The 17,609-nt window shown below is 68.1% G+C and carries 17 protein-coding genes; 6 read left to right on the top strand and 11 right to left on the bottom strand.

Annotation, left to right across the window (positions count from 1 at the left end; all coding sequences use genetic code 11):
• Positions 1-66: 66 nt before the first annotated feature.
• From AC1DW3_RS15150 to AC1DW3_RS15140, 3 genes are all read right to left on the bottom strand, one after another.
• Positions 67-579 (bottom strand): c-type cytochrome, encoded by a 513-nt coding sequence (locus tag AC1DW3_RS15150; protein ID WP_477932292.1) that lies wholly within the window; start codon positions 577-579, stop codon positions 67-69.
• Entirely contained in the window at positions 576-941 is a 366-nt protein-coding gene (locus AC1DW3_RS15145; RefSeq protein WP_477932290.1) for a TraR/DksA family transcriptional regulator, read from the bottom strand. The genes AC1DW3_RS15150 and AC1DW3_RS15145 overlap by 4 nt, the downstream gene beginning before the upstream one ends.
• A 186-nt stretch (positions 942-1,127) precedes the next feature.
• Positions 1,128-2,693 carry a methyl-accepting chemotaxis protein gene (locus tag AC1DW3_RS15140; protein WP_477932288.1) on the bottom strand — a complete coding sequence of 522 codons (1,566 nt, stop codon included), beginning with the start codon at positions 2,691-2,693 and terminating at the stop codon, positions 1,128-1,130.
• 150 nt (positions 2,694-2,843) lie between these two features.
• Here AC1DW3_RS15140 and AC1DW3_RS15135 point away from each other — a divergent pair, with 150 nt between their 5' ends.
• From AC1DW3_RS15135 to acnB, 5 genes are all read left to right on the top strand, one after another.
• Positions 2,844-3,857, top strand: a complete 1,014-nt coding sequence (locus AC1DW3_RS15135) for an HpcH/HpaI aldolase/citrate lyase family protein (RefSeq protein ID WP_477932286.1) — start codon at positions 2,844-2,846, stop codon at positions 3,855-3,857.
• 127 nt (positions 3,858-3,984) lie between these two features.
• The gene (locus tag AC1DW3_RS15130) at positions 3,985-4,605 is read left to right on the top strand and encodes a hypothetical protein (protein WP_477932284.1); all 621 of its coding nucleotides are present in this window, start codon (positions 3,985-3,987) and stop codon (positions 4,603-4,605) included.
• Positions 4,606-4,710: 105 nt separating this feature from the next.
• Complete coding sequence (locus AC1DW3_RS15125; RefSeq protein ID WP_477932282.1) at positions 4,711-4,998, top strand: AbrB/MazE/SpoVT family DNA-binding domain-containing protein; 288 nt, start codon at positions 4,711-4,713, stop codon at positions 4,996-4,998.
• Complete coding sequence (locus AC1DW3_RS15120; protein WP_477932280.1) at positions 4,995-5,402, top strand: type II toxin-antitoxin system VapC family toxin; 408 nt, start codon at positions 4,995-4,997, stop codon at positions 5,400-5,402. The genes AC1DW3_RS15125 and AC1DW3_RS15120 overlap by 4 nt, the downstream gene beginning before the upstream one ends.
• A 24-nt stretch (positions 5,403-5,426) precedes the next feature.
• A complete protein-coding gene (acnB, locus tag AC1DW3_RS15115) occupies positions 5,427-8,018 on the top strand; it encodes a bifunctional aconitate hydratase 2/2-methylisocitrate dehydratase (protein ID WP_477932278.1) in 2,592 nt (863 codons plus the stop codon).
• 90 nt (positions 8,019-8,108) lie between these two features.
• On the opposite strand, the gene AC1DW3_RS15110 is transcribed toward acnB, so the two are convergent.
• Positions 8,109-9,440: a WD40 repeat domain-containing protein gene (locus AC1DW3_RS15110; RefSeq protein WP_477932276.1), complete on the bottom strand. Its 1,332-nt coding sequence runs from the start codon at positions 9,438-9,440 to the stop codon at positions 8,109-8,111.
• A 65-nt stretch (positions 9,441-9,505) separates the two neighbouring features.
• Between AC1DW3_RS15110 and AC1DW3_RS15105 the strand changes: the two genes are divergently transcribed.
• Positions 9,506-9,859: a methyl-accepting chemotaxis protein gene (locus AC1DW3_RS15105; RefSeq protein WP_477932274.1), complete on the top strand. Its 354-nt coding sequence runs from the start codon at positions 9,506-9,508 to the stop codon at positions 9,857-9,859.
• A 13-nt stretch (positions 9,860-9,872) separates the two neighbouring features.
• Here AC1DW3_RS15105 and AC1DW3_RS15100 read toward each other — a convergent pair whose 3' ends face one another.
• The 7 genes from AC1DW3_RS15100 to sbcB form a co-directional block, all read right to left on the bottom strand.
• Positions 9,873-10,871, bottom strand: coding sequence for an ankyrin repeat domain-containing protein (locus AC1DW3_RS15100; RefSeq protein ID WP_477932272.1), 999 nt, complete (start codon positions 10,869-10,871; stop codon positions 9,873-9,875).
• Positions 10,864-11,430, bottom strand: coding sequence for a sigma-70 family RNA polymerase sigma factor (locus AC1DW3_RS15095; RefSeq protein ID WP_477932270.1), 567 nt, complete (start codon positions 11,428-11,430; stop codon positions 10,864-10,866). Before AC1DW3_RS15095 ends, AC1DW3_RS15100 begins: the two co-directional genes overlap by 8 nt.
• Before the next feature lie 53 nt (positions 11,431-11,483).
• Positions 11,484-12,341: a hypothetical protein gene (locus AC1DW3_RS15090; RefSeq protein ID WP_477932268.1), complete on the bottom strand. Its 858-nt coding sequence runs from the start codon at positions 12,339-12,341 to the stop codon at positions 11,484-11,486.
• Positions 12,342-12,630: 289 nt separating this feature from the next.
• Positions 12,631-12,900, bottom strand: a complete 270-nt coding sequence (locus tag AC1DW3_RS15085) for a hypothetical protein (RefSeq protein ID WP_477932266.1) — start codon at positions 12,898-12,900, stop codon at positions 12,631-12,633.
• Positions 12,901-13,014: 114 nt separating this feature from the next.
• Positions 13,015-13,956 carry a GGDEF domain-containing protein gene (locus AC1DW3_RS15080; protein ID WP_477932264.1) on the bottom strand — a complete coding sequence of 314 codons (942 nt, stop codon included), beginning with the start codon at positions 13,954-13,956 and terminating at the stop codon, positions 13,015-13,017.
• Positions 13,957-14,098: 142 nt separating this feature from the next.
• Positions 14,099-16,069, bottom strand: coding sequence for an MFS transporter (locus AC1DW3_RS15075; RefSeq protein ID WP_477932262.1), 1,971 nt, complete (start codon positions 16,067-16,069; stop codon positions 14,099-14,101).
• A 76-nt stretch (positions 16,070-16,145) separates the two neighbouring features.
• Positions 16,146-17,579, bottom strand: a complete 1,434-nt coding sequence (sbcB, locus tag AC1DW3_RS15070) for an exodeoxyribonuclease I (protein ID WP_477932260.1) — start codon at positions 17,577-17,579, stop codon at positions 16,146-16,148.
• Positions 17,580-17,609 lie beyond the last annotated feature (30 nt).

Below are 17,609 nucleotides of genomic sequence, written 5' to 3'. Positions count from 1 at the left end.
CTCATCAGGGTGACTTTTGCTTGAAGCATGGCGCTCTCCTGCTGCGCGAAGGCCGACGGCAAACGCTCAGTCGGGCGCTCGCTGTCGCAAAGGACGGCCCGTCCCCTGCCTGCCATCGGCACGGGCCGACAGATAGGCGTAGAGATCGATGATGTGGGCCGTCACCGTGGGGTCGCCCTGCCAGGCCGGCATCACCAGCGCCTCTTCCCTGCCCTGCAGGACCTTTTCGACCAGGGCACTGCGTGCAGAGCCCTGCGGGTCGGACTCTGCCGCAGCGAGTATCCAGTCGTAGCGCCTGAGCACCAGGCCCACGAACTGATGCGAGCCCATCTCGCGCAGCCTGGGCAGCAGGTCGGGGCCGGTCGCCGTACCTGTCGCCGCTGCGCCATGGCAAGTCGCGCACTTCTGCTGGAACACACGCCAGCCGACGTAGACCTCGCCTTCCGGCAAGGCGCGGCGCGCCAGCTCTTGAGCAGGCCTGGCGTTCTGCACCTCCAGGGCGCAACCGGTGGCCAGCGCGGCCACGGCGAGTGACGCGAGCACCGGCAGGCGATATCGCGCCGCGTCGTTCGCGCTCATGGCAGACGCTCCTGGGCAGCCTGGCAGGAAGCGCACAGCCGCACGGACGGCAGGGCCGTGAGACGCGCCGCTGCGATGGCCTCGCCGCAACCGGCGCAGTCGCCATAGCTTCCAGCCTCCAGCCGGCCCAGCGCGTCATCAACGTCCTGCAACTCCTGCAAGTCCCGGGCGGCCTGGAAGTCCTCGGTCTGCTGGCGCTGCATGAGCTCCGCGCCGTCCTTGAGGTCTCGGACCTCCGGGCTTTCCGTCTGCGCGTCCTGACGCGCCAGCTGCACCGCACGCACTTCGGCTCGCAGTTCGGTCTGGCGGTGTAGCAGCAGTTGGCGCAGCAGGGGCCACTGCGCTTGCGTCCGAGTTTGCATCTTGGGCTGTCCTTGGTCGGCGAACAACCATGCTATGCAGCGCGCGGGCAAGCGGGTTGCGCTGGATCAATCCGGACGACGAAGCCCGGACCCATGGGCTGCAAACACCGGACGTCCCGGCTGGCGCATGGGCGCTGCTGGCAGCCCCGCTTGCCAACAGCGGCACGTCGGGACGTCCGCCGCGCCTCAGCGCGTGGCAGGAAGGCGGAAGGTCGACACCGTCTCCACCAGTTGCTGGGCCTGCACCTTCAGGCCATCGGCCGCGGCGGCCATCTCCTCCACCATCGCCGCGTTCTGCTGCGTGGCCTGGTCCATCTGCGTGACGGCCGTGCCGACCTGGCTGACGCCGGCGCTCTGCTCGGCGCTGGACGAGCTGATCTCGCCCATGATGTCGGTGACGCGCTGGATGCTGCTGACGACGCGGTCCATGGTCGCGCCGGCCTGGTCGACCAGGGTGTTGCCACGGTCCACACGCTCCAGGCTCTGCGAGATCAGCGTCTTGATCTCGCGAGCGGCTTCCGCGCTGCGGCCGGCCAGCAGCCGCACCTCGCCCGCCACCACCGCGAAGCCGCGCCCCTGCTCGCCCGCGCGCGCCGCCTCGACGGCCGCGTTCAGCGCCAGGATGTTGGTCTGGAAAGCGATGCCGTCGATGACCGAGATGATGTCGCCGATGCGGCGCGAGCTGTCGTTGATGCCCTTCATCGTGTCGACGACCTGCTTGACGACCTGGCCGCCCTCGGCCGCCACGTGCGAGGCGTTCTGCGCCAGCTGGTTGGCCTGCTGGGCGTTGTCGACGTTGTTGCGCACCGTCGCACCCAGCTCGTCCATGGACGCCGCCGTCTGCTGCAGCGCGCTGGCCTGGCTCTCGGTGCGGGCGCTCAGGTCCTGGTTGCCGGAGGCGATCTCCGAGCTGGCATTGGCCACCGACTCCGAGCCGTCACGCACCTGCTGCACGATGCTGGCCATGCTGTCGCGCATGGCCTTCACACCCTGCATGACGCTCTCGTGGCTGCTGCCCCTCAAGTCGATGTCGACGCTGAGGTCGCCTTCGGCGAGCTGGCGCGTGATCTCGTTGACGCGGGCGGGCTCGCCGCCCAGCTGGCGCGTGATGCTGCGCGTGATGGCCAGGCCCAGCACCAGCAGCACGCCGGCCAGCACCCCCACCCCCAAGCCGACCTTCCAGACGCGCTGCCAGATGGCCGCGTCGACGGTGTCCACATAGACACCCGAACCGATGATCCAGCCCCAGGGCGTGAAGCCCTTGACGTAAGACACCTTGGGCACCGGCTGCTCGCTGCCCGGCTTGGGCCACATATAGGGCAGGTAACCCGCACCACTGGCCTTGACGATGTCGACCATCGCAACGAAGAGCGGCTTGCCGGTCGGGTCCTTGTTGTTGTTCAGCGTCTTGCCTTCCAGCTCCGGCTTCATCGGATGCATGACCATGATGGGGCTCATGTCATTGACCCAGAAATACTCATTGCCGCTGTAGCGCAGACCGCGCAGGGCGGCGAGGGCCGCCTTCTTGGCGTCATCGTCGGACAGCTTGCCGGTGGCGACCTGACCGTGGAATTGCGCCACGATGCCATGCGCCGTCTCGACCGCCTGGCGCACCGCCTGCTGGCGCTCGTTCAGGATCAGCTCCCGCTCCGAAAACAGCAGGATGGCGGCCACCAGCAGCACGCCGACGACGGCGCCGAAGGTCTGCAGGGCCAGGCGGCGGGAAACTCTGAGCGACTCGAGCTTGAGCATGGCTTTGTCTCCTGAGATCGTTATGGTCGGATGCTGTCACGCCTGACTCAGATATGACAGTGTGCAAGCACCCTTTGCGCCCCGCAAACGTCGCGATTCCGCGACCGGCGTCACATCTGCCGCCATTCCCGGCCTGGGTACAGTGGCGCGATGAGCGCCCTCCTCCACCCTCGCCAGGCCTTGTTCGGCCATGAAGCCACGCGGCCCGCGCTGCCCGTCGTCGACCATTACTGCGGCGTCGAGGCCCGCATGCGCAAGAGCCTGGCTCTGCAGGCCGAACTCGGCCCCGTCTTCGACATCACGCTGGACGCCGAGGACGGCGCCCCGGTCGGTGGCGAGGCCGAACATGCGCTGCTGATCGCCGACCTGGCGACCAGCGCGGCCAACCGCTTCGGCCGCGTCGGCGCGCGGGTCCACCCCTGGGGGCACACCGCTTTCGAGGCCGACGTGGACACGCTGATCGCCAAGGCCGGCGACCGGCTGGCCTATCTGATGATTCCCAAGCCCGAAAGCGCCGACGATGTGGACCGCGCCGTCGCCGCCATCGACGCCGCCTGCGAGCGCCATGGCAAGCCGAAGCTGCCACTGCAGGTCCTCATCGAAACCCACGGCGCGCTGCGCGAGGCCTTCCGCATCGCCGCCCACCCGCGCATCGAGTCACTGTCCTTCGGCCTGATGGACTTCGTCTCGGCGCATGGCGGCGCGATCCCGAAGACGGCGATGGAGCTGCCGGGCCAGTTCGAGCACCCGCTGGTCGTGCGCGCCAAGCTCGAGATCGCCGCCGCGGCGCATGCCTTCGGCAAGACGCCCTCGCACTGTGTCGTCACGGAGTTTCGCGATGCCGAGCGCTTGGCCGCCGCCGCGCGCCGCGCCGCGCGCGAGTTCGGCTACACGCGCATGTGGAGCATCCACCCGGACCAGATCCGCCCCATCGTCGAGGCCTTCGCGCCGGCCGCCGACGAAGTGGCCGAGGCCGCCGAATTGCTGCTGGCTGCGCAGGCCGCGCAGTGGGCACCGATCTCCTTTCACGACCGCCTGCACGACCGCGCCAGCTACCGCTATTTCTGGACCGTGCTGGAGCGCGCCGAGCGCACCGGCCGTGCCTTGCCCGTGGAGGCACGATCGGCGTTTTTCCCCGTAGCCATCGGGGTAATCGCCGAGTGAGCACGGGCCGGCGTGCACTTCGTCACGCCGACAATGCCTACATCTTTTCACCCATCCGCCATGGCTTTGCAGCCATGATGCGCCACCCTTTTTCCACCCTCTCCTCCGACTTCGACTCCAGATGCCGATGCCCACGCTTCGCAGCAGCGCTGCTGCCCTGATCCTTTGCGCCACCCTCCCCGCTTTCGCTCAGACCGCACCGGCCAAGCCTGCAGCCAAGCCGGCCACCAAGGCCGCAGCCAAGCCCGCACCGGCCAAGAAGACCCCGCCACCTCCGCCCGAGCCCGTGCTAGTCGATGCCGATGAAGCCCAGCTCGCCGCCGCCGAACGCGCCTACCTCGGCGACTACGCCTGCGAGTTCAAGGAGACCGTGCTGATCGAGAAGCATCCCAAGGTGGCCGGCTATATCAACGTGGCCTGGCGCAAGCAGGTCTTCACGATGAAGCCCGTGCTGTCGTCCACCGGCGCGCTGCGCCTGGAGGACGTCACCGGCCGCACGCTGATGATCCAGATCGCCAACAAGTCCATGCTGCTGGACACCAAGATCGGCCAGCGCCTCATCGACGACTGCGTCCACCCCGAGCAGATCAAGCTGATCGAAGCCGCCAAGGCCGCCAAGATCAACGACCCCGAGGCCGAAGCCGCCGAGGCGGCGCGCAGCGGCCTGGGCATCACACCGACGGCGCCCGAAACGCCCGCCGCGCCGCCGGTGGCTGCAAAGCCCACCAAGCCGGCCAAGGCCAAGTGAGTCATCTCAGTTGAAACCCCGGGCTCCGGTATGTAGAATGAATACATACTTTCTAATGCATACCTGAGCCCACCGCCTCCGCGGCGCTCAGCCGCTGGAGGCGCCATGGAAGCCACCGTTGCCGAACGCGGGCAGATCACCCTGCCCAAAGCCGTCCGAGATGCCCTCGGCCTGACCAAGGGCACGACGCTCAAGGTCGAGCTGGACGGCGGCCGCATCATCCTGCGCAAGAACGTCGACGACGCGATTTCGCGCTTGCGCGGTCGTTTCAAGCTGGACGGCTTTGCCAACACCGACGAGGCCATGCGCGCGATCCGCGGCCATGCGCCTGGCGACCCGTATCTGCCGCCCGAGCCTGAATCCGAAGTGCCGGCGGGAGAGCCCACGCCTTGATCGCCACCGATTCCTCCGTGCTGATCGACCTGATCGCCGGCGACGACGAGGCCTGCTCCACTGCGGCCGAGGCCGTGCGCCAGGCGCTGCATGTCGGCCCCGTGGTGCTGTGCGAGGTCGCGCTGGCGGAGGTTTGCACCGCGTTCAAGGGCGGCACTGATGTGCTCCAGTTTCTTGAGGAACTGGGCATCCGCTTCGACGCGATGGAAGCCAAATCGGCATTGCGCGCTGGCGAGATGCAGCGGCGCTACCGCCAGCGCGGCGGCAGCCGCTCCCGCACGGTGGCTGACTTCCTGATCGGTTCCCACGCGATGATGCAGTGCGACGGCCTGATCACGCGGGATGCCGGCTTCTACCGAGACTATTTCAAAGGGCTGAGGATCGTTGTCCCGGCCTCTGCCTGACCTGCTGCTTCAATGGAGAACACCATGCTTCAAGCCTACCGCCAACACGCCGCCGAACGTGCCGCCCTCGGCATCCCGCCCCTCGCCCTGGATGCCAAGCAGGTCGCCGAGCTGATCGAGCTGATCAAGGCCCCGCCCGCCGGTGAAGACGCCTTCCTGCTCGACCTGCTGACCCACCGCGTGCCCCCGGGCGTGGACGATGCCGCCAAGGTCAAGGCCAGCTTCCTGGCCGCCGTCGCCCACGGCGACATCAAGGTCGGCCTGATCTCCAAGGCCAAGGCCACCGAGCTGCTGGGCACCATGGTTGGCGGCTACAACGTCCATCCGCTGATCGAGCTGCTGGACGACGCCGAAGTCGCCGGCGTGGCCGCCGAAGGCCTGAAGAAGACGCTGCTGATGTTCGACTTCTTCAACGACGTCGCCACCAAGGCCAAGGCCGGCAATGCCAAGGCCAATGAAGTCATGCAGTCGTGGGCCAACGCCGAGTGGTTCACCAGCCGCCCCGAGGTCGAGAAGAAGATCACCGTCACCGTCTTCAAGGTGCCCGGCGAAACCAACACCGACGACCTGTCGCCCGCCCCCGACGCCTGGAGCCGCCCGGACATCCCGCTGCACTACCTGGCCATGCTGAAGAACACGCGTTCTGACGCGGCCTTCAAGCCCGAGGAAGACGGCAAGCGCGGCCCGATGCAGTTCATCGAGGACCTGAAGAAGAAGGGCCACCTGGTCGCCTACGTGGGCGACGTCGTCGGCACGGGCTCCTCGCGCAAGTCCGCCACCAACTCCGTCATCTGGGCCACCGGCCAGGACATCCCCTTCGTGCCCAACAAGCGCTTCGGCGGCGTCACGCTGGGCGGCAAGATCGCGCCCATCTTCTTCAACACGCAGGAAGACTCGGGCTCGCTGCCCATCGAGGTGGACGTGTCCAAGCTGGAAATGGGCGACGTCATCGACGTGCTGCCCTATGACGGCAAGCTGGTGAAGAACGGCGAGACCCTGGTCGAGTTCAAGCTCAAGAGCGATGTGCTGTTCGACGAAGTGCGCGCCGGTGGCCGCATCAACCTCATCATCGGCCGCTCGCTGACCGCCAAGGCGCGCGAGTTCCTGGGCCTGCCCGCCTCCACGCTGTTCCGCCTGCCCTCGCCGCCTGCCGAGACCAAGGCCGGCTTCACGCTGGCGCAGAAGATGGTCGGCCGCGCCGTCGGCCTGCCGGAAGGCCAGGGCGTTCGCCCGGGCACTTATTGCGAGCCCAAGATGACGACGGTCGGCTCGCAGGACACCACCGGCCCGATGACCCGCGACGAGCTGAAGGACCTGGCCTGCCTGGGCTTCTCGGCCGACCTGGTCATGCAGTCCTTCTGCCACACGGCTGCTTATCCGAAGCCCGTGGACGTCAAGACCCACCGCGAACTGCCGGCCTTCATCAGCAACCGCGGCGGCGTGTCGCTGCGCCCGGGTGACGGCGTCATCCACAGCTGGCTGAACCGCCTGCTGCTGCCCGACACCGTCGGCACCGGCGGCGACTCGCACACCCGCTTCCCTATCGGCATCAGCTTCCCGGCCGGCTCCGGCCTCGTCGCCTTTGGTGCCGCCACCGGCGTGATGCCGCTGGACATGCCCGAGTCGGTGCTGGTGCGCTTCAAGGGCGAGATGCAGCCCGGCGTGACGCTGCGCGACCTCGTGCACGCCATCCCGCTGTACGGCATCAAGGCCGGCCTGTTGACCGTCGCCAAGGCTGGCAAGAAGAACGCCTTCTCGGGCCGCATCCTGGAAATCGAAGGCCTGCCGGACCTGAAGGTCGAGCAAGCCTTTGAACTCTCCGACGCCTCTGCCGAGCGCTCGGCCGCCGGCTGCACGATCAAGCTGAACCCGGCGCCGATCAAGGAGTACCTCACCAGCAACGTCGTGCTGATGAAGAACATGATCGCCGACGGCTATGCCGACGCGAAGACGCTGCAGCGCCGCATCGAGAAGGTCGAAGCCTGGCTGGCCAACCCCGAGCTGCTGGAAGCCGACAAGGACGCCGAGTACGCCCATGTCATCGAGATCGACCTGGCCGACATCAAGGAACCCATCCTCTGCTGCCCGAATGACCCGGATGACGCGAAGTTCCTGTCCGAAGTCGCCGGCACCAAGATCGACGAGGCCTTCATCGGCTCCTGCATGACCAACATCGGCCACTTCCGCGCCGCGGCCAAGCTGCTGGGCGGCCAGCGCGACTTGCCCGTCAAGCTGTGGGTTGCACCGCCCACCAAGATGGACCAGAGCGAGCTGATCAAGGAAGGCCACTACGCCGCCTTCGGCACGGCCGGTGCACGCACCGAAATGCCGGGCTGCAGCCTGTGCATGGGCAACCAGGCCCAGGTGCGCGAAGGCGCGACCGTCGTGTCCACCTCCACCCGCAACTTCCCGAATCGCCTGGGCAAGAACACCAATGTGTTCCTGGCTTCTGCCGAGCTGGCGGCCATCGCGTCCAAGCTGGGCAAGATCCCGACGGTGCAGGAGTACCACGAGGCCATGGGCATCATCAACAAGGACACGGCCAGCGTCTACAAGTACCTGAACTTCGACCAGATCGAAGAGTACGCGGACACCGCCAAGACCGTGACGGCCTGAGCCTCGCGGCCCCAGCAAAAAGCCCGCCGGATGGCGGGCTTTTTTCATGGCCCGCGGAGGCCGCGGCCGGACCGGCCGCAGCGCCCGGCCTCAGGGGCCGCCGATCGGGACAAAGACGATGAGGGGATCGCCGGTGAGGGCAACCACGACGAAGCCGTCGGGCGTGGACACCATCTGGCCTGGCAGCAGTCCCTTCGCATAGCCCGCCACCTTGTAGCCGCGCAACAAGGCGCCCGCTGCGCTATGCACCCAGATGTCGTAGGTTGCGTAGATGCCGTCCAGCCCGCAGATCGGCCGGCCGTCGCGCGTGACGTTGATGTTGTTCGGATAGGGTTCGCCGCCCGGCAAGGCGCCGAGGTAGCGGCCCGTGAGGCCGTCGTCGACTTCGCATTTGTAGCCACCATTCGACACGCCGCCTCCGGACGCCGCATACATGCGGGAGCCGTCGGGGCTGATCGCGACAGCTTGCAGGTTGCCGCCCGAACCATGGGCGATGCCGGCCACCCACTTGCTGAGTAGCATGCCACCCGACACCGACGAGTAGTCGACGCTGTGGCGCCCAGCGAAGCTGACGACAGACTGGCCGTCCAGCGGCGTTGCCAGGCTTTCGCCGAACGCCCCGCTGCCGATGAGTTTGCGGCCGGTGGCGTCGTAGGCGCCGCCCGTGCCGATGAACACCACTTCGGTGCCATTGGGACGGGCCGCCACCAGACCGGTGTAATGGTTCACTGCAAGGTCAAGATCCCAGGCCGGGAGCTTGCTCATCGCCACCAGGTCCACCACCTGCAGCTTGCTGGCCGCCGTGTCCAGCGCGTAGAGGCGGCTGCCATCGAGTGAGACTGTCATCTCACCGAGCGCAGCACCCACGCCGGACAGGGTACGCAGCTTCTGTCCGGAGTAGGCGTTGTACACATCGATATCCGTGCCGCCATGGTTCGCATAGACGTAGGGACGGATGCGGTCGGCCGCGAGATGCCAGTAGGGTGACTGCACCTTTGTCATCGCCATCCCTGCGCTGCTGCTCTTCCACAACGCGACACGAATGACGGTGCCCAGCACATTCGGCGTGGACGTGGCGAGGGTCACGTTGGCATAGCTGACCTCGTTGTCCGGCAGGCTCGCGGCGTTTGCCGACATGGCCAGCTGACCGCCGGTGCTGCCGCTGGCGCTGACCGTCAGCCAGGGGGCGTCGGAACTGGCCGTCCAGTTCAGCGTGCCGCCGTAGTTGTCGTTGATGCGGATGCTGCGTGTCAGGCTGGTGCCCACGGGCGAAGACGCCAGGGCCACACCCCATTCGGCGGCCAGCAGGCGGCGCTGGTCGGCATTGACGTTGATCGTCAGCGGAACGCTGACGCTGTCGCCGTTGACGACGGCCTTGGCCACGACGGTGGCCGAGTTGGAGCCCGCGCTGAGCTTGTCCACGACAGGGCTGAACGACAGTTCTGCGCCGGTCTGGCCCACGGCGCCGGACGCGGTGGTGCTCTGAGGTGCGGCTGCTGGCCAAGCGTTGCGCCGAGGCGGCCGGCGAGATCAAGCAGTTGGTGAAGAGCTCGGTCGAGCAGGTGCAGGGCAGCAGCCAATTGGTGCGCGGCACCGGCGAGGTCATGGGCGAGATCGTCACTCAGATCCAGCGCGTGTCGGCCATGGTCGGCCAGATCAGCGAGAGTTCGCGCGAGCAGGACCAGGGCATCGTCGAGATCCACCAGTCCATGGGCCAGCTCGACGACATGACGCAGCGCAACGCCTCTCTGGCCGAAGAAAGCACGGCCGCGGCCGAAAGCCTGCGCCAGCAGGCCGAACGCCTGACCCAGGCGGTCGCGAGCTTCCGCCTGGAAGCCTGACGACCCGGGCCGATCAGCGCAAGCGCTCGGCCAGGTCGTCGTGGCCCCGTTCGCGCGCGTGATCGGTGGCGGTCCACCCCTGGGAATCACGGTCGGCCTTGCGGGCGCCGGCGGCAAGCAACAACTCCACCATCTCGCGCGACCCCGTTTGTGCGGCCAGCATCAGGACCGTGCGGCCCTTGACATCGCGCAGATGGACCGAGGCGCCGGCTTGCAGGGCCGAACGCGCCATCGCCACGTCGACGTGATTGACGGCGGCCAGCAGCAGGGCATGGGCCTTCGCGGGCTCGGCCGCGTCAGACGCGGCCAGGCCTTGCACTGCCGGAGGCGCCACACGTGCCCGGGCGGCAACCCCGCTTGAAACCGCCTCCGATCGCGCCAGCACCGCGCCCTGGTTGGCCGCTTCAGCCACCACCTTGGGCGGCGCAGCAGCCATCGCCGGTGCGGGCGGGGGTGGCGCGGCAGCCATCACCGGTGCGGCCGGCGGCGTCGGCATCACGGGCTGGGACAGCACCGCCGCAGGCGCTGCACTGACTTCAGCCTCTCTTTGCTGCCGAGGCGTCGCATCTGCCACCACCACGGGGGCCGGGCGTTCGGCGCGCGGCTTGGCCGGGCCGACCTTGGCCGCTGCTCGCGGTGCTTCAGCGACGGGTGCAGGCAGGGTGTCGACCTTGGCGTCGGCCTGGGCCACCACCACGGCAGCTGTGGACGCGGGCTGGGCGGCGGCCAGCCGCGGATCGGGTTCCCGTCGCGGCTCGGCGTTTCGCCCTTTCAAGATCAAGGCGGTGGCCACCAGCAACCCGGTCACCAGCAGCCCAAGCAGATAGGGCTGCCAACGCCAGGCCAGGCTGTTGTCGGAGACGGGCACCGCAGCCGCCACCTCGGGCCGAGGCAAGGCCGCCATCAGCCGTGCATGGCGCTGCTCACGGCCCGTGTCGGCATCGCCGAGCAGGGCTTGCGTGTACGCGGCCTCGTCCGCGTCCTTGGCCGGAATGGGGTCGTACTCAGCCATCACGCCACTCGCTGAGTCGATGCCGCAGCGCCTCACGCGCATAGCGCAGCCGGGTCTTGGCGGTTTCCTGATGGGCCTGGGTCACGTCGGCAATCTCGGCGAGGCTGAGCTCGACCACGGTGAAGAGCAAGAAGGCCTCCCGCTGCTCGACCGACAGGCCCAGCAGGCCGCCCTCCACGGCTTCCACGAGACGCTTGGAAGCCAGCATTTGCTCGGGGCCGGCCACGGCGGAGGCCAATTGATCCAGGTCGGCCTCGTCGTCGCTCTGGGGCGGGCGCGCCCGCAGATGGTCCAGCACGCGGTTGCGCATCACGGTGTAGAGCCAGGTCGAGAACCGGGCCTTGGCCGGCGCGAAGCTGGCCGCCTTGCTCGCCACGGCCAGCCAGCCTTCCTGGTGCAGATCCTCCACCGTGGCGCGGTCGGTGGGGTGCAGCATCTGGCGAACGAAGGCGAAGGTCTTGCGGTCGTGGCGACGGTAGAGGCGGTCGAACGCACCCATGTCGCCGCGCAGATAGCTGGCGATAAGTTCTTCATCGGCGGGTTCACTCGCGGCCACCATGCGGCGCGGATGCTACGCCGGCGAGAGGGGTTGCTGCATCAGGCGATGCCTCCTCACCAGCGCGCCGGCGGGTCGGGTACATAGCCGCCGCTGCTGTTGGGGAAGGAGCGCGGCAGCACGGCCACCGGCCGCGGCATGATGCCTGCCGCGACCAGATTGGCCTGGCTGTCGTACTGGATCTCCAGCAATTGCTCCGGCTGGCTGCTGCGTCGCTGGAAGCCGGTGTGCTGGATGGGCGACCACTCCGAGGCGCCATGCCCGGTGCCCAGCTTGGCGCGCGCCGAGCGCTCGGCTTCGGCACGCCCCGCGCTTTCACGCGCCGGCGCAGCCTGGGCGGCCGCATCCGCCGCCGCGCCATTCAGGCGGCCCAGGGGGCTGGGTGCCACGGGCGCTGCAGGCGCCTCGTACACCACCGGCGGCGGCGGCGGGACGTAGACCTCGCGAAACACCGCCGCACCGATCACGCCCACATTGGCCGGCCGCCCGGTGCGTGCCGCATAGGAGTCGCCCAGCGACGTGAACTCGAAGGCGGCGATGCGATCGTCACTCTTGCGCCAGCCCGTGATGTCATGGCTCTCCCCCGGGCTCAGCACATAGCCCGACTGGTTGAAGCTCGCCGTGTCACCGGTGATGGCGTTGACGCCGTCCACCGACAACACCACCAGCACCCGTTCGCCGCTGCGGTTGCTGAGCCGTATCGCGTAGCGCGCGCCCGGCGTACCGGGGCTGTAGCGGCGCCCGCGGCTGGGGTACTGGGCCAGCAAGGCGCCGCTGTCGCGATCCACCAGCTGCATGTCGAGCAGGGGCGGCACGGGGGCGGCGGCGCAGCCAGCGTGCAGGCCGGCCAGGCTTGTCAAAGCGGCCAACTGGAGCAAGGCGGTGCGGCGGCGCAGGGGAAGCAACGAACTCATGGCGGATCCTTCGCAAGGTGGGGTCCTCTGCTTGTACGGAGCCGCTTCCGAAACGGGGTGAAATCAGCCTCTTGCGACGCGCTAGCCCCGGTAGCGGCGCGTCAGCCGCCTGGTGCGGAGCTGATCGGCAACCAGGGTCCACAGCATGGCCGAGCTCTCGCAGGTGCCGCCCGACAGCTCCAGCAGGTCCGCCGAATGGGCCGCTGGCCACTGCTTCGTGCCCGGCGAGGCGGACAAAGAAAAAGCGGCCTGAGGCCGCTTCTGTCGCAGGGAGAGCAGGACGGGCCGCTCAGGCCTTGATGTCCAGCAGCGCACCTGTCGTGTTGATCTGCGTCTGCAGCACCTTCAGGTTGGCCACATAGGCATAGGCGGCGGACTGCTGCTCGACGATCTCGTTGGCCGGGTTGATCTCACGCTCGGGCACCTTGTCGACATTCGTCGGCTCGGCGCTGGAACGGCCCTGGTTGGTCGAGGCCAGATTGGCAATGTTCGCCGACGACGCACGCAGGCGCTCGTTCGCGGACGAGATACCAGACAGGGCGGAGGACAGGGCGTTCATCGGGCTTCAGTTGGGCAGCGCTTGGGCCGTACATCGGCAGCGCTTGGTTGAACTTTAGAACATTTGGCGAAAAACCCCACATTTCCCGGGATCGCCGCACCGCCAACCGTGAAATCAGCCCGCCAACTCTTCGTAGCCGCCAGCCGAAACGAAGACACGCACGCTGTCGCCGCCCGCCGCCTTGGCCTCGGTGCAGGCCAGGGCCGCGCCGCCGAGCACGGCGTCGACGGTCATCAGCGTCGGCTGGATCTGCACGACGCCCAGCGACGCCTTCACGCGGGTGCGGTGCAGGCCCCAGCGCAGGCGGTAGTTGGCGATGGCGGAGCGCACCTTCTCGGCAATGATCTGGGCGTAGTGCTGGTCGCAGTCGGGCAGCAGGATGGCGAAATGGTCTTCCTCCAGGCGCGCGACCAGGTCGGAAGCCCGCACCTTGCTGATCAGCATCTGGCCGAGGCCGTAGAGGAAATGGTCGCCCACCTCGGTGCCCATGTCCTTGATGACCTCGCTGAAGCGGTCCACGTCCACCCAAAGCACCGACACCGGTTCGTTGCGGCGGCTGCCCACATGCTCTCCCAGGCGGCGCTCGAACTCGCGGCGGTTGGCCAGCTCGGTGACGGCGTCGTGCTTGGCCGTCCAGGTGGGTTGCAGGCGCAGGGCGCGGGCGGCGCTCACGTCCTCGACGATCCACAGCGCCTCGGCCGTCGGCGCATCCCAGTGCACCGGCGTGGCCTGCAGCCGGCCCCAGAAACGGTGGCCGTCGCGCTTGACGTATTCGATCTCCTCGTCCAGCGGCTGGCCGGCGGCGAATGCCGCAGCGGCGCGCTCGTGCAAGGCCGTGTGGGCCATGTCGGTGGTGTGGACCCCCCGCGTGCCCTGACCCGACAGCTCGCTGTCATCGCCATAGCCGAACAGGTGGTTGAACTCCTCGCTGACGACCTCGAAGCGCTGGCCGGAAACAAAGGCGACCGCCGTGGGGGCCCTGACCAGCAAGGCGCGAAGGCGGGCGGCGGTGGTGTCTTCGGTCGAGGCGGGCGTGCCGGGAGTAGCGCTGCTCATGGGGGTCTCCGAGTCGATCTTCTAGGCCCGACTATCGCAGGACTGAAGCCTTTCGACCATGACGCACGTCACGCGGCCAGTGCCCGGGCTGCGCCACGACGCAGCGCCACGACGGAGCGCGGCGCTTGCGCATCGACGCCTCCTAGCCGGCCGCTTTGGCCGATGGCGGCTGCACCGGCGAGTCCGGAGCGCCCAGGCCCATCTTGGAATTCGGCCGCGCATCGTGGCCGCGCTTCCACTGCCGCATGGTGTCGACCGCCACCGAGCGGCGGATGTAGCGATGCCAGATGAAGCTGAGGTCGAAGATCAGGATGGCCAGCCACCACAGATAGAGGAAGGCCGCGCCGGCAAGCAGGACGGGCCAGGCGGCGGGGGGCGCCGGCGCCGTCGGGCCGTCGGCGCCCAACAGTCGCGACAGCACGATGAAGGCGATGACGAGGGTGCCGACGCCGACCAGGCAGCGTCGCCCCCAGTTGGGCTTGCGCGGCAGCAGCCAGCCGCTCAGCGCAATCAGCGCAGCGGCGGCGATCGGAGCGAGTCGGCCGACGAGTTCCGCCACGTGGGCGGGTGCGGCGGTGCTCGTGAACGGACTGCCGAGAAAGTCGGCCGGGCCGTCCGGCAGCCACAGGTAAAACGGCCAGGCGCCAATCAGGAAGACCAGCGTGGCCGCGAGATGCCAGCGCAGGCCACCGGTATGCACCAGCCGCGGCAACCGGGCGGCGGCGGTGATGCCCATCATCAGGCCGCTCATCAAGAGGATCTGCAGCGGCAGCCGATCGAAGGTCGCACCCGTCGGCGTCACGCCCTTGTAGAGCAGGAAGACCGCGGCCACGTGCAGCAGGAAGCTCGACACATAGGGAAGAGACAAGCTCACCCGGTCGATCAGCCAGTTGCTGGCCGGGACCCTGGGCTTTACGGCCGGTTCCGGCAGCACCACGTCATCGATGAAATGGCCGAACACCTCGGCGTCGTTCCAGTAGTCGTTGTGCGCCTTGCCGGGCAGCCAGTAGCGGCTGAAGCCGAAGTCGTGCTCGCTGCCGAACTCGAAGGCCGCGCAGCCGCTGTCCTTCAGGAAGCCCATGGCCGAGTCGAGCTTGAAGCCGATCGGATCGCCGTAGTCGTAGTAGTTGCGCCACTTGATCTGCTGCCGCAGCACCAGGCGCGGCGCCTTGCCTTCACCGAACAGCACCTGCTGGCCGGACAGGCTGGATTGCAGCTCGAGGTCTCGCCACCGCGCCGGCCACAGCACGATGTGCTTGTCGATCGGCGAGCCTATCGTCATATAGCCGCGCACATAGCGGATCCAGCCGTCATCGACAGGCGCACTGGCCGGGTTGTCCGGGTCGATGACGGGCCGGCCCGACAGCGCCTCGAGCAGGCCCAGGAAGCTGATGACGGTGCCCTCGCTGTGCGCAACGATGTAGATCTCGGGATCGCAGCCCGGGCAGAGCTGCTGGAAGGTCGCCACGATCTGCGCCAGCGCACTGTGGAAGCGGTGCAGGATCTTGTGGCGGTAGTAGGGGAAGTCGGTGACGAGCTGCACGTCGCCGACGTAGTCACGCAGCAAGGGCGCCAGATCGAACTTGAAGATGCCCATGCGGGCGAGCACGGCCAGCAGGCTTTCCAGCACGCCGACGGTCTCGACGATCTCGTCGACGACGCCGGTGCCAAGCTGGAAGTCCTCGGCCTTCAAGTGGCCGTTGGGCACATCCTTGCGGTACTGCGACTCGGCGCGGCTGACCACCGTGTGGCCCCAGGCCTTGGTCTCCTCCAGCGTGTCATTGGCCTTGACGACCTGGCCGGGGATGTCGGCCCAGTAGACCTCGGCGAAGCCGATGCGCGACAAGGTGTCGTCCTCGTGGGCGTCCAGGCGGCTGATGCGCACCGTCGCCGCCGAGCCGAGGTTGAAGTAGCCCAGCGGCATGACCGGCAGCGGCGGCGAAGCCCGGTCGCCGAAACGCCGCGCCACCGAACGGATGGTGTCGCTGCGCAACTGGCTGCCGATGCCGTGGATGGCGACGACGATCTTGTCCATCATCGGGCGGCCCTCGCTGGCGTCCGCAATGGACGCGGCCGTGGCCGTCTGCTGGGCGGCGCTGGATGCTTCGGTCATGGGGCTCTCCTGGAAGGAAGATCCCGCATGGTGCCGTCAAGCCGCCCCCGGCTGCCTCACCAAGTCTGAGGACGGCTCAGGGCGCGATCTGCTCGGCGTAGTCGTAAAGGGCCGACAGGATGGCCTCGCCGCGCTCGTCGGCGGCCTCGCCCAGCTGGTCGATGCGTTCCATGAAGGCCGCCAGCGTCTGCGCCCCGCCCTCGCCTTCGTGCAGCCGCGCGGCCAGATGGGCCTGCCAGCGCTCGGTCTCGTCGCTCGACAGGCTCTGCGGGAAGTTGCGGGCGCGCCAGCGGAACACGAGCTCGTCCAGCCGCCCGTCCTGGAAGGCCAGCTTGCCCTGGGCGACGCGTTCGGCGAGCTGTTCGGGCGCCGTCGTGCGCACCCGGTTCAGCGCTCGGCGGTCTTCGTTGCCGATGAAGCCGCCGTAGAGGTCTTCATCCACATCGGCCGGCGCAAAGGGCTCGCGCTGGAAGACATCGGCCCACAGGCCATCCAGCAGCCTGCCCTTCTCGGCCAGCAGCTTCGCGTTGGCGAGCAGGGCCTCGGTGTCATGCCCCCAACGCTCGGCCATCGCGGGGCTGAGGGTCTTCAGGTTGCCGATGACGATGGGGCTCTTGTTGACGTGGATGGTCTTGACCGGCAGCCGCGTGACGCCTTCGGGCAGCAGTTCCTGCTTGGTGAACATGCGCTCGCGGATGGCCGCGGCGTTCAGCGTCAGCAGTTCTTCGGGCGAGGCCGAGCAGTCCCAGACGATGAGTTCGTTCTTGTTCGTCGGGTGCGGCGCCAGCGGCCACACCATGGCGATGCAGCCGCGCTCGGGGCCGTACATGCCGGAGATGTGCAGAAAGGGCTTGGCCGTACCGATTTCATCCCACACCGCCTGCTTGGTGCGCAGCTTGACGCAGAAGTCCCACAGCTTGGGCTGGGCCTGGCGCAGCTTGCGCGCCAGCGCCACGGTGGCGCGCACATCCGACAGCGCATCGTGCGCCGCTTCATGGGCCACGCCGTTGGCAATGGTCAGGTGCTCGAGCTTGAAGCTGGGTCGGCCGTCCTCGTGTTTGGGCCATGCCATGCCGTCGGGCCGCAGCGCATAGGCGCAACGCACGACGTCCAGCAGGTCCCAGCGGCCGCAGCCGTTCTGCCACTCGCGGCCATAGGGGTCGATGAGGTTGCGCCAGAACAGGTGGCGGGTCACCTCGTCGTCGAAGCGGATGGAGTTGTAGCCCACGCCCACCGTGCCTGGCAGGGCCAGCACGGTCTCGATGGCGGCAGCGAATTCGTGCTCGGGCACACCCTGCTGAAGGCAGTGCTGGGGCAGGATGCCGGTCAGCAGGCAGGACTCGGGGTCGGGCAGATAGTCGGGCGCCGGCTGGCAGTACAGCATCAGCGGCTCGCCGATCTCGTTGAGCTCGGCGTCGGTGCGCAGGCCGGCGAACTGGGCCGGGCGGTCACGGCGCGGTACGCGGCCAAAGGTCTCGTAGTCGTGCCAGAAAAATGAAAGGGAAGACATGCCCGTCACGATAGCGCAGCGCTAGAGTCC

The sequence above is a fragment of the Roseateles sp. P2_H4 genome (genome assembly GCF_056403315.1).
The sequence above is the reverse complement of the archived record's forward strand: the minus strand, read 5'-3'. Positions and strand labels throughout refer to the sequence as shown.

Excerpts from the sequence above, each read along its gene's own strand:
- AC1DW3_RS15150 (WP_477932292.1), bottom strand. The coding sequence starts at position 579 with ATGAGCGCGAACGACGCGGCGCGATATCGCCTGCCGGTGCTCGCGTCA.
- AC1DW3_RS15145 (WP_477932290.1), bottom strand. The coding sequence starts at position 941 with ATGCAAACTCGGACGCAAGCGCAGTGGCCCCTGCTGCGCCAACTGCTG.
- AC1DW3_RS15140 (WP_477932288.1), bottom strand. The coding sequence starts at position 2,693 with ATGCTCAAGCTCGAGTCGCTCAGAGTTTCCCGCCGCCTGGCCCTGCAG.
- AC1DW3_RS15135 (WP_477932286.1), top strand. The coding sequence starts at position 2,844 with ATGAGCGCCCTCCTCCACCCTCGCCAGGCCTTGTTCGGCCATGAAGCC.
- AC1DW3_RS15130 (WP_477932284.1), top strand. The coding sequence starts at position 3,985 with ATGCCCACGCTTCGCAGCAGCGCTGCTGCCCTGATCCTTTGCGCCACC.
- AC1DW3_RS15125 (WP_477932282.1), top strand. The coding sequence starts at position 4,711 with ATGGAAGCCACCGTTGCCGAACGCGGGCAGATCACCCTGCCCAAAGCC.
- acnB (WP_477932278.1), top strand. The coding sequence starts at position 5,427 with ATGCTTCAAGCCTACCGCCAACACGCCGCCGAACGTGCCGCCCTCGGC.
- AC1DW3_RS15100 (WP_477932272.1), bottom strand. The coding sequence starts at position 10,871 with ATGGCTGAGTACGACCCCATTCCGGCCAAGGACGCGGACGAGGCCGCG.
- AC1DW3_RS15095 (WP_477932270.1), bottom strand. The coding sequence starts at position 11,430 with ATGGTGGCCGCGAGTGAACCCGCCGATGAAGAACTTATCGCCAGCTAT.
- AC1DW3_RS15090 (WP_477932268.1), bottom strand. The coding sequence starts at position 12,341 with ATGAGTTCGTTGCTTCCCCTGCGCCGCCGCACCGCCTTGCTCCAGTTG.
- AC1DW3_RS15085 (WP_477932266.1), bottom strand. The coding sequence starts at position 12,900 with ATGAACGCCCTGTCCTCCGCCCTGTCTGGTATCTCGTCCGCGAACGAG.
- AC1DW3_RS15080 (WP_477932264.1), bottom strand. The coding sequence starts at position 13,956 with ATGAGCAGCGCTACTCCCGGCACGCCCGCCTCGACCGAAGACACCACC.
- AC1DW3_RS15075 (WP_477932262.1), bottom strand. The coding sequence starts at position 16,069 with ATGACCGAAGCATCCAGCGCCGCCCAGCAGACGGCCACGGCCGCGTCC.
- sbcB (WP_477932260.1), bottom strand. The coding sequence starts at position 17,579 with ATGTCTTCCCTTTCATTTTTCTGGCACGACTACGAGACCTTTGGCCGC.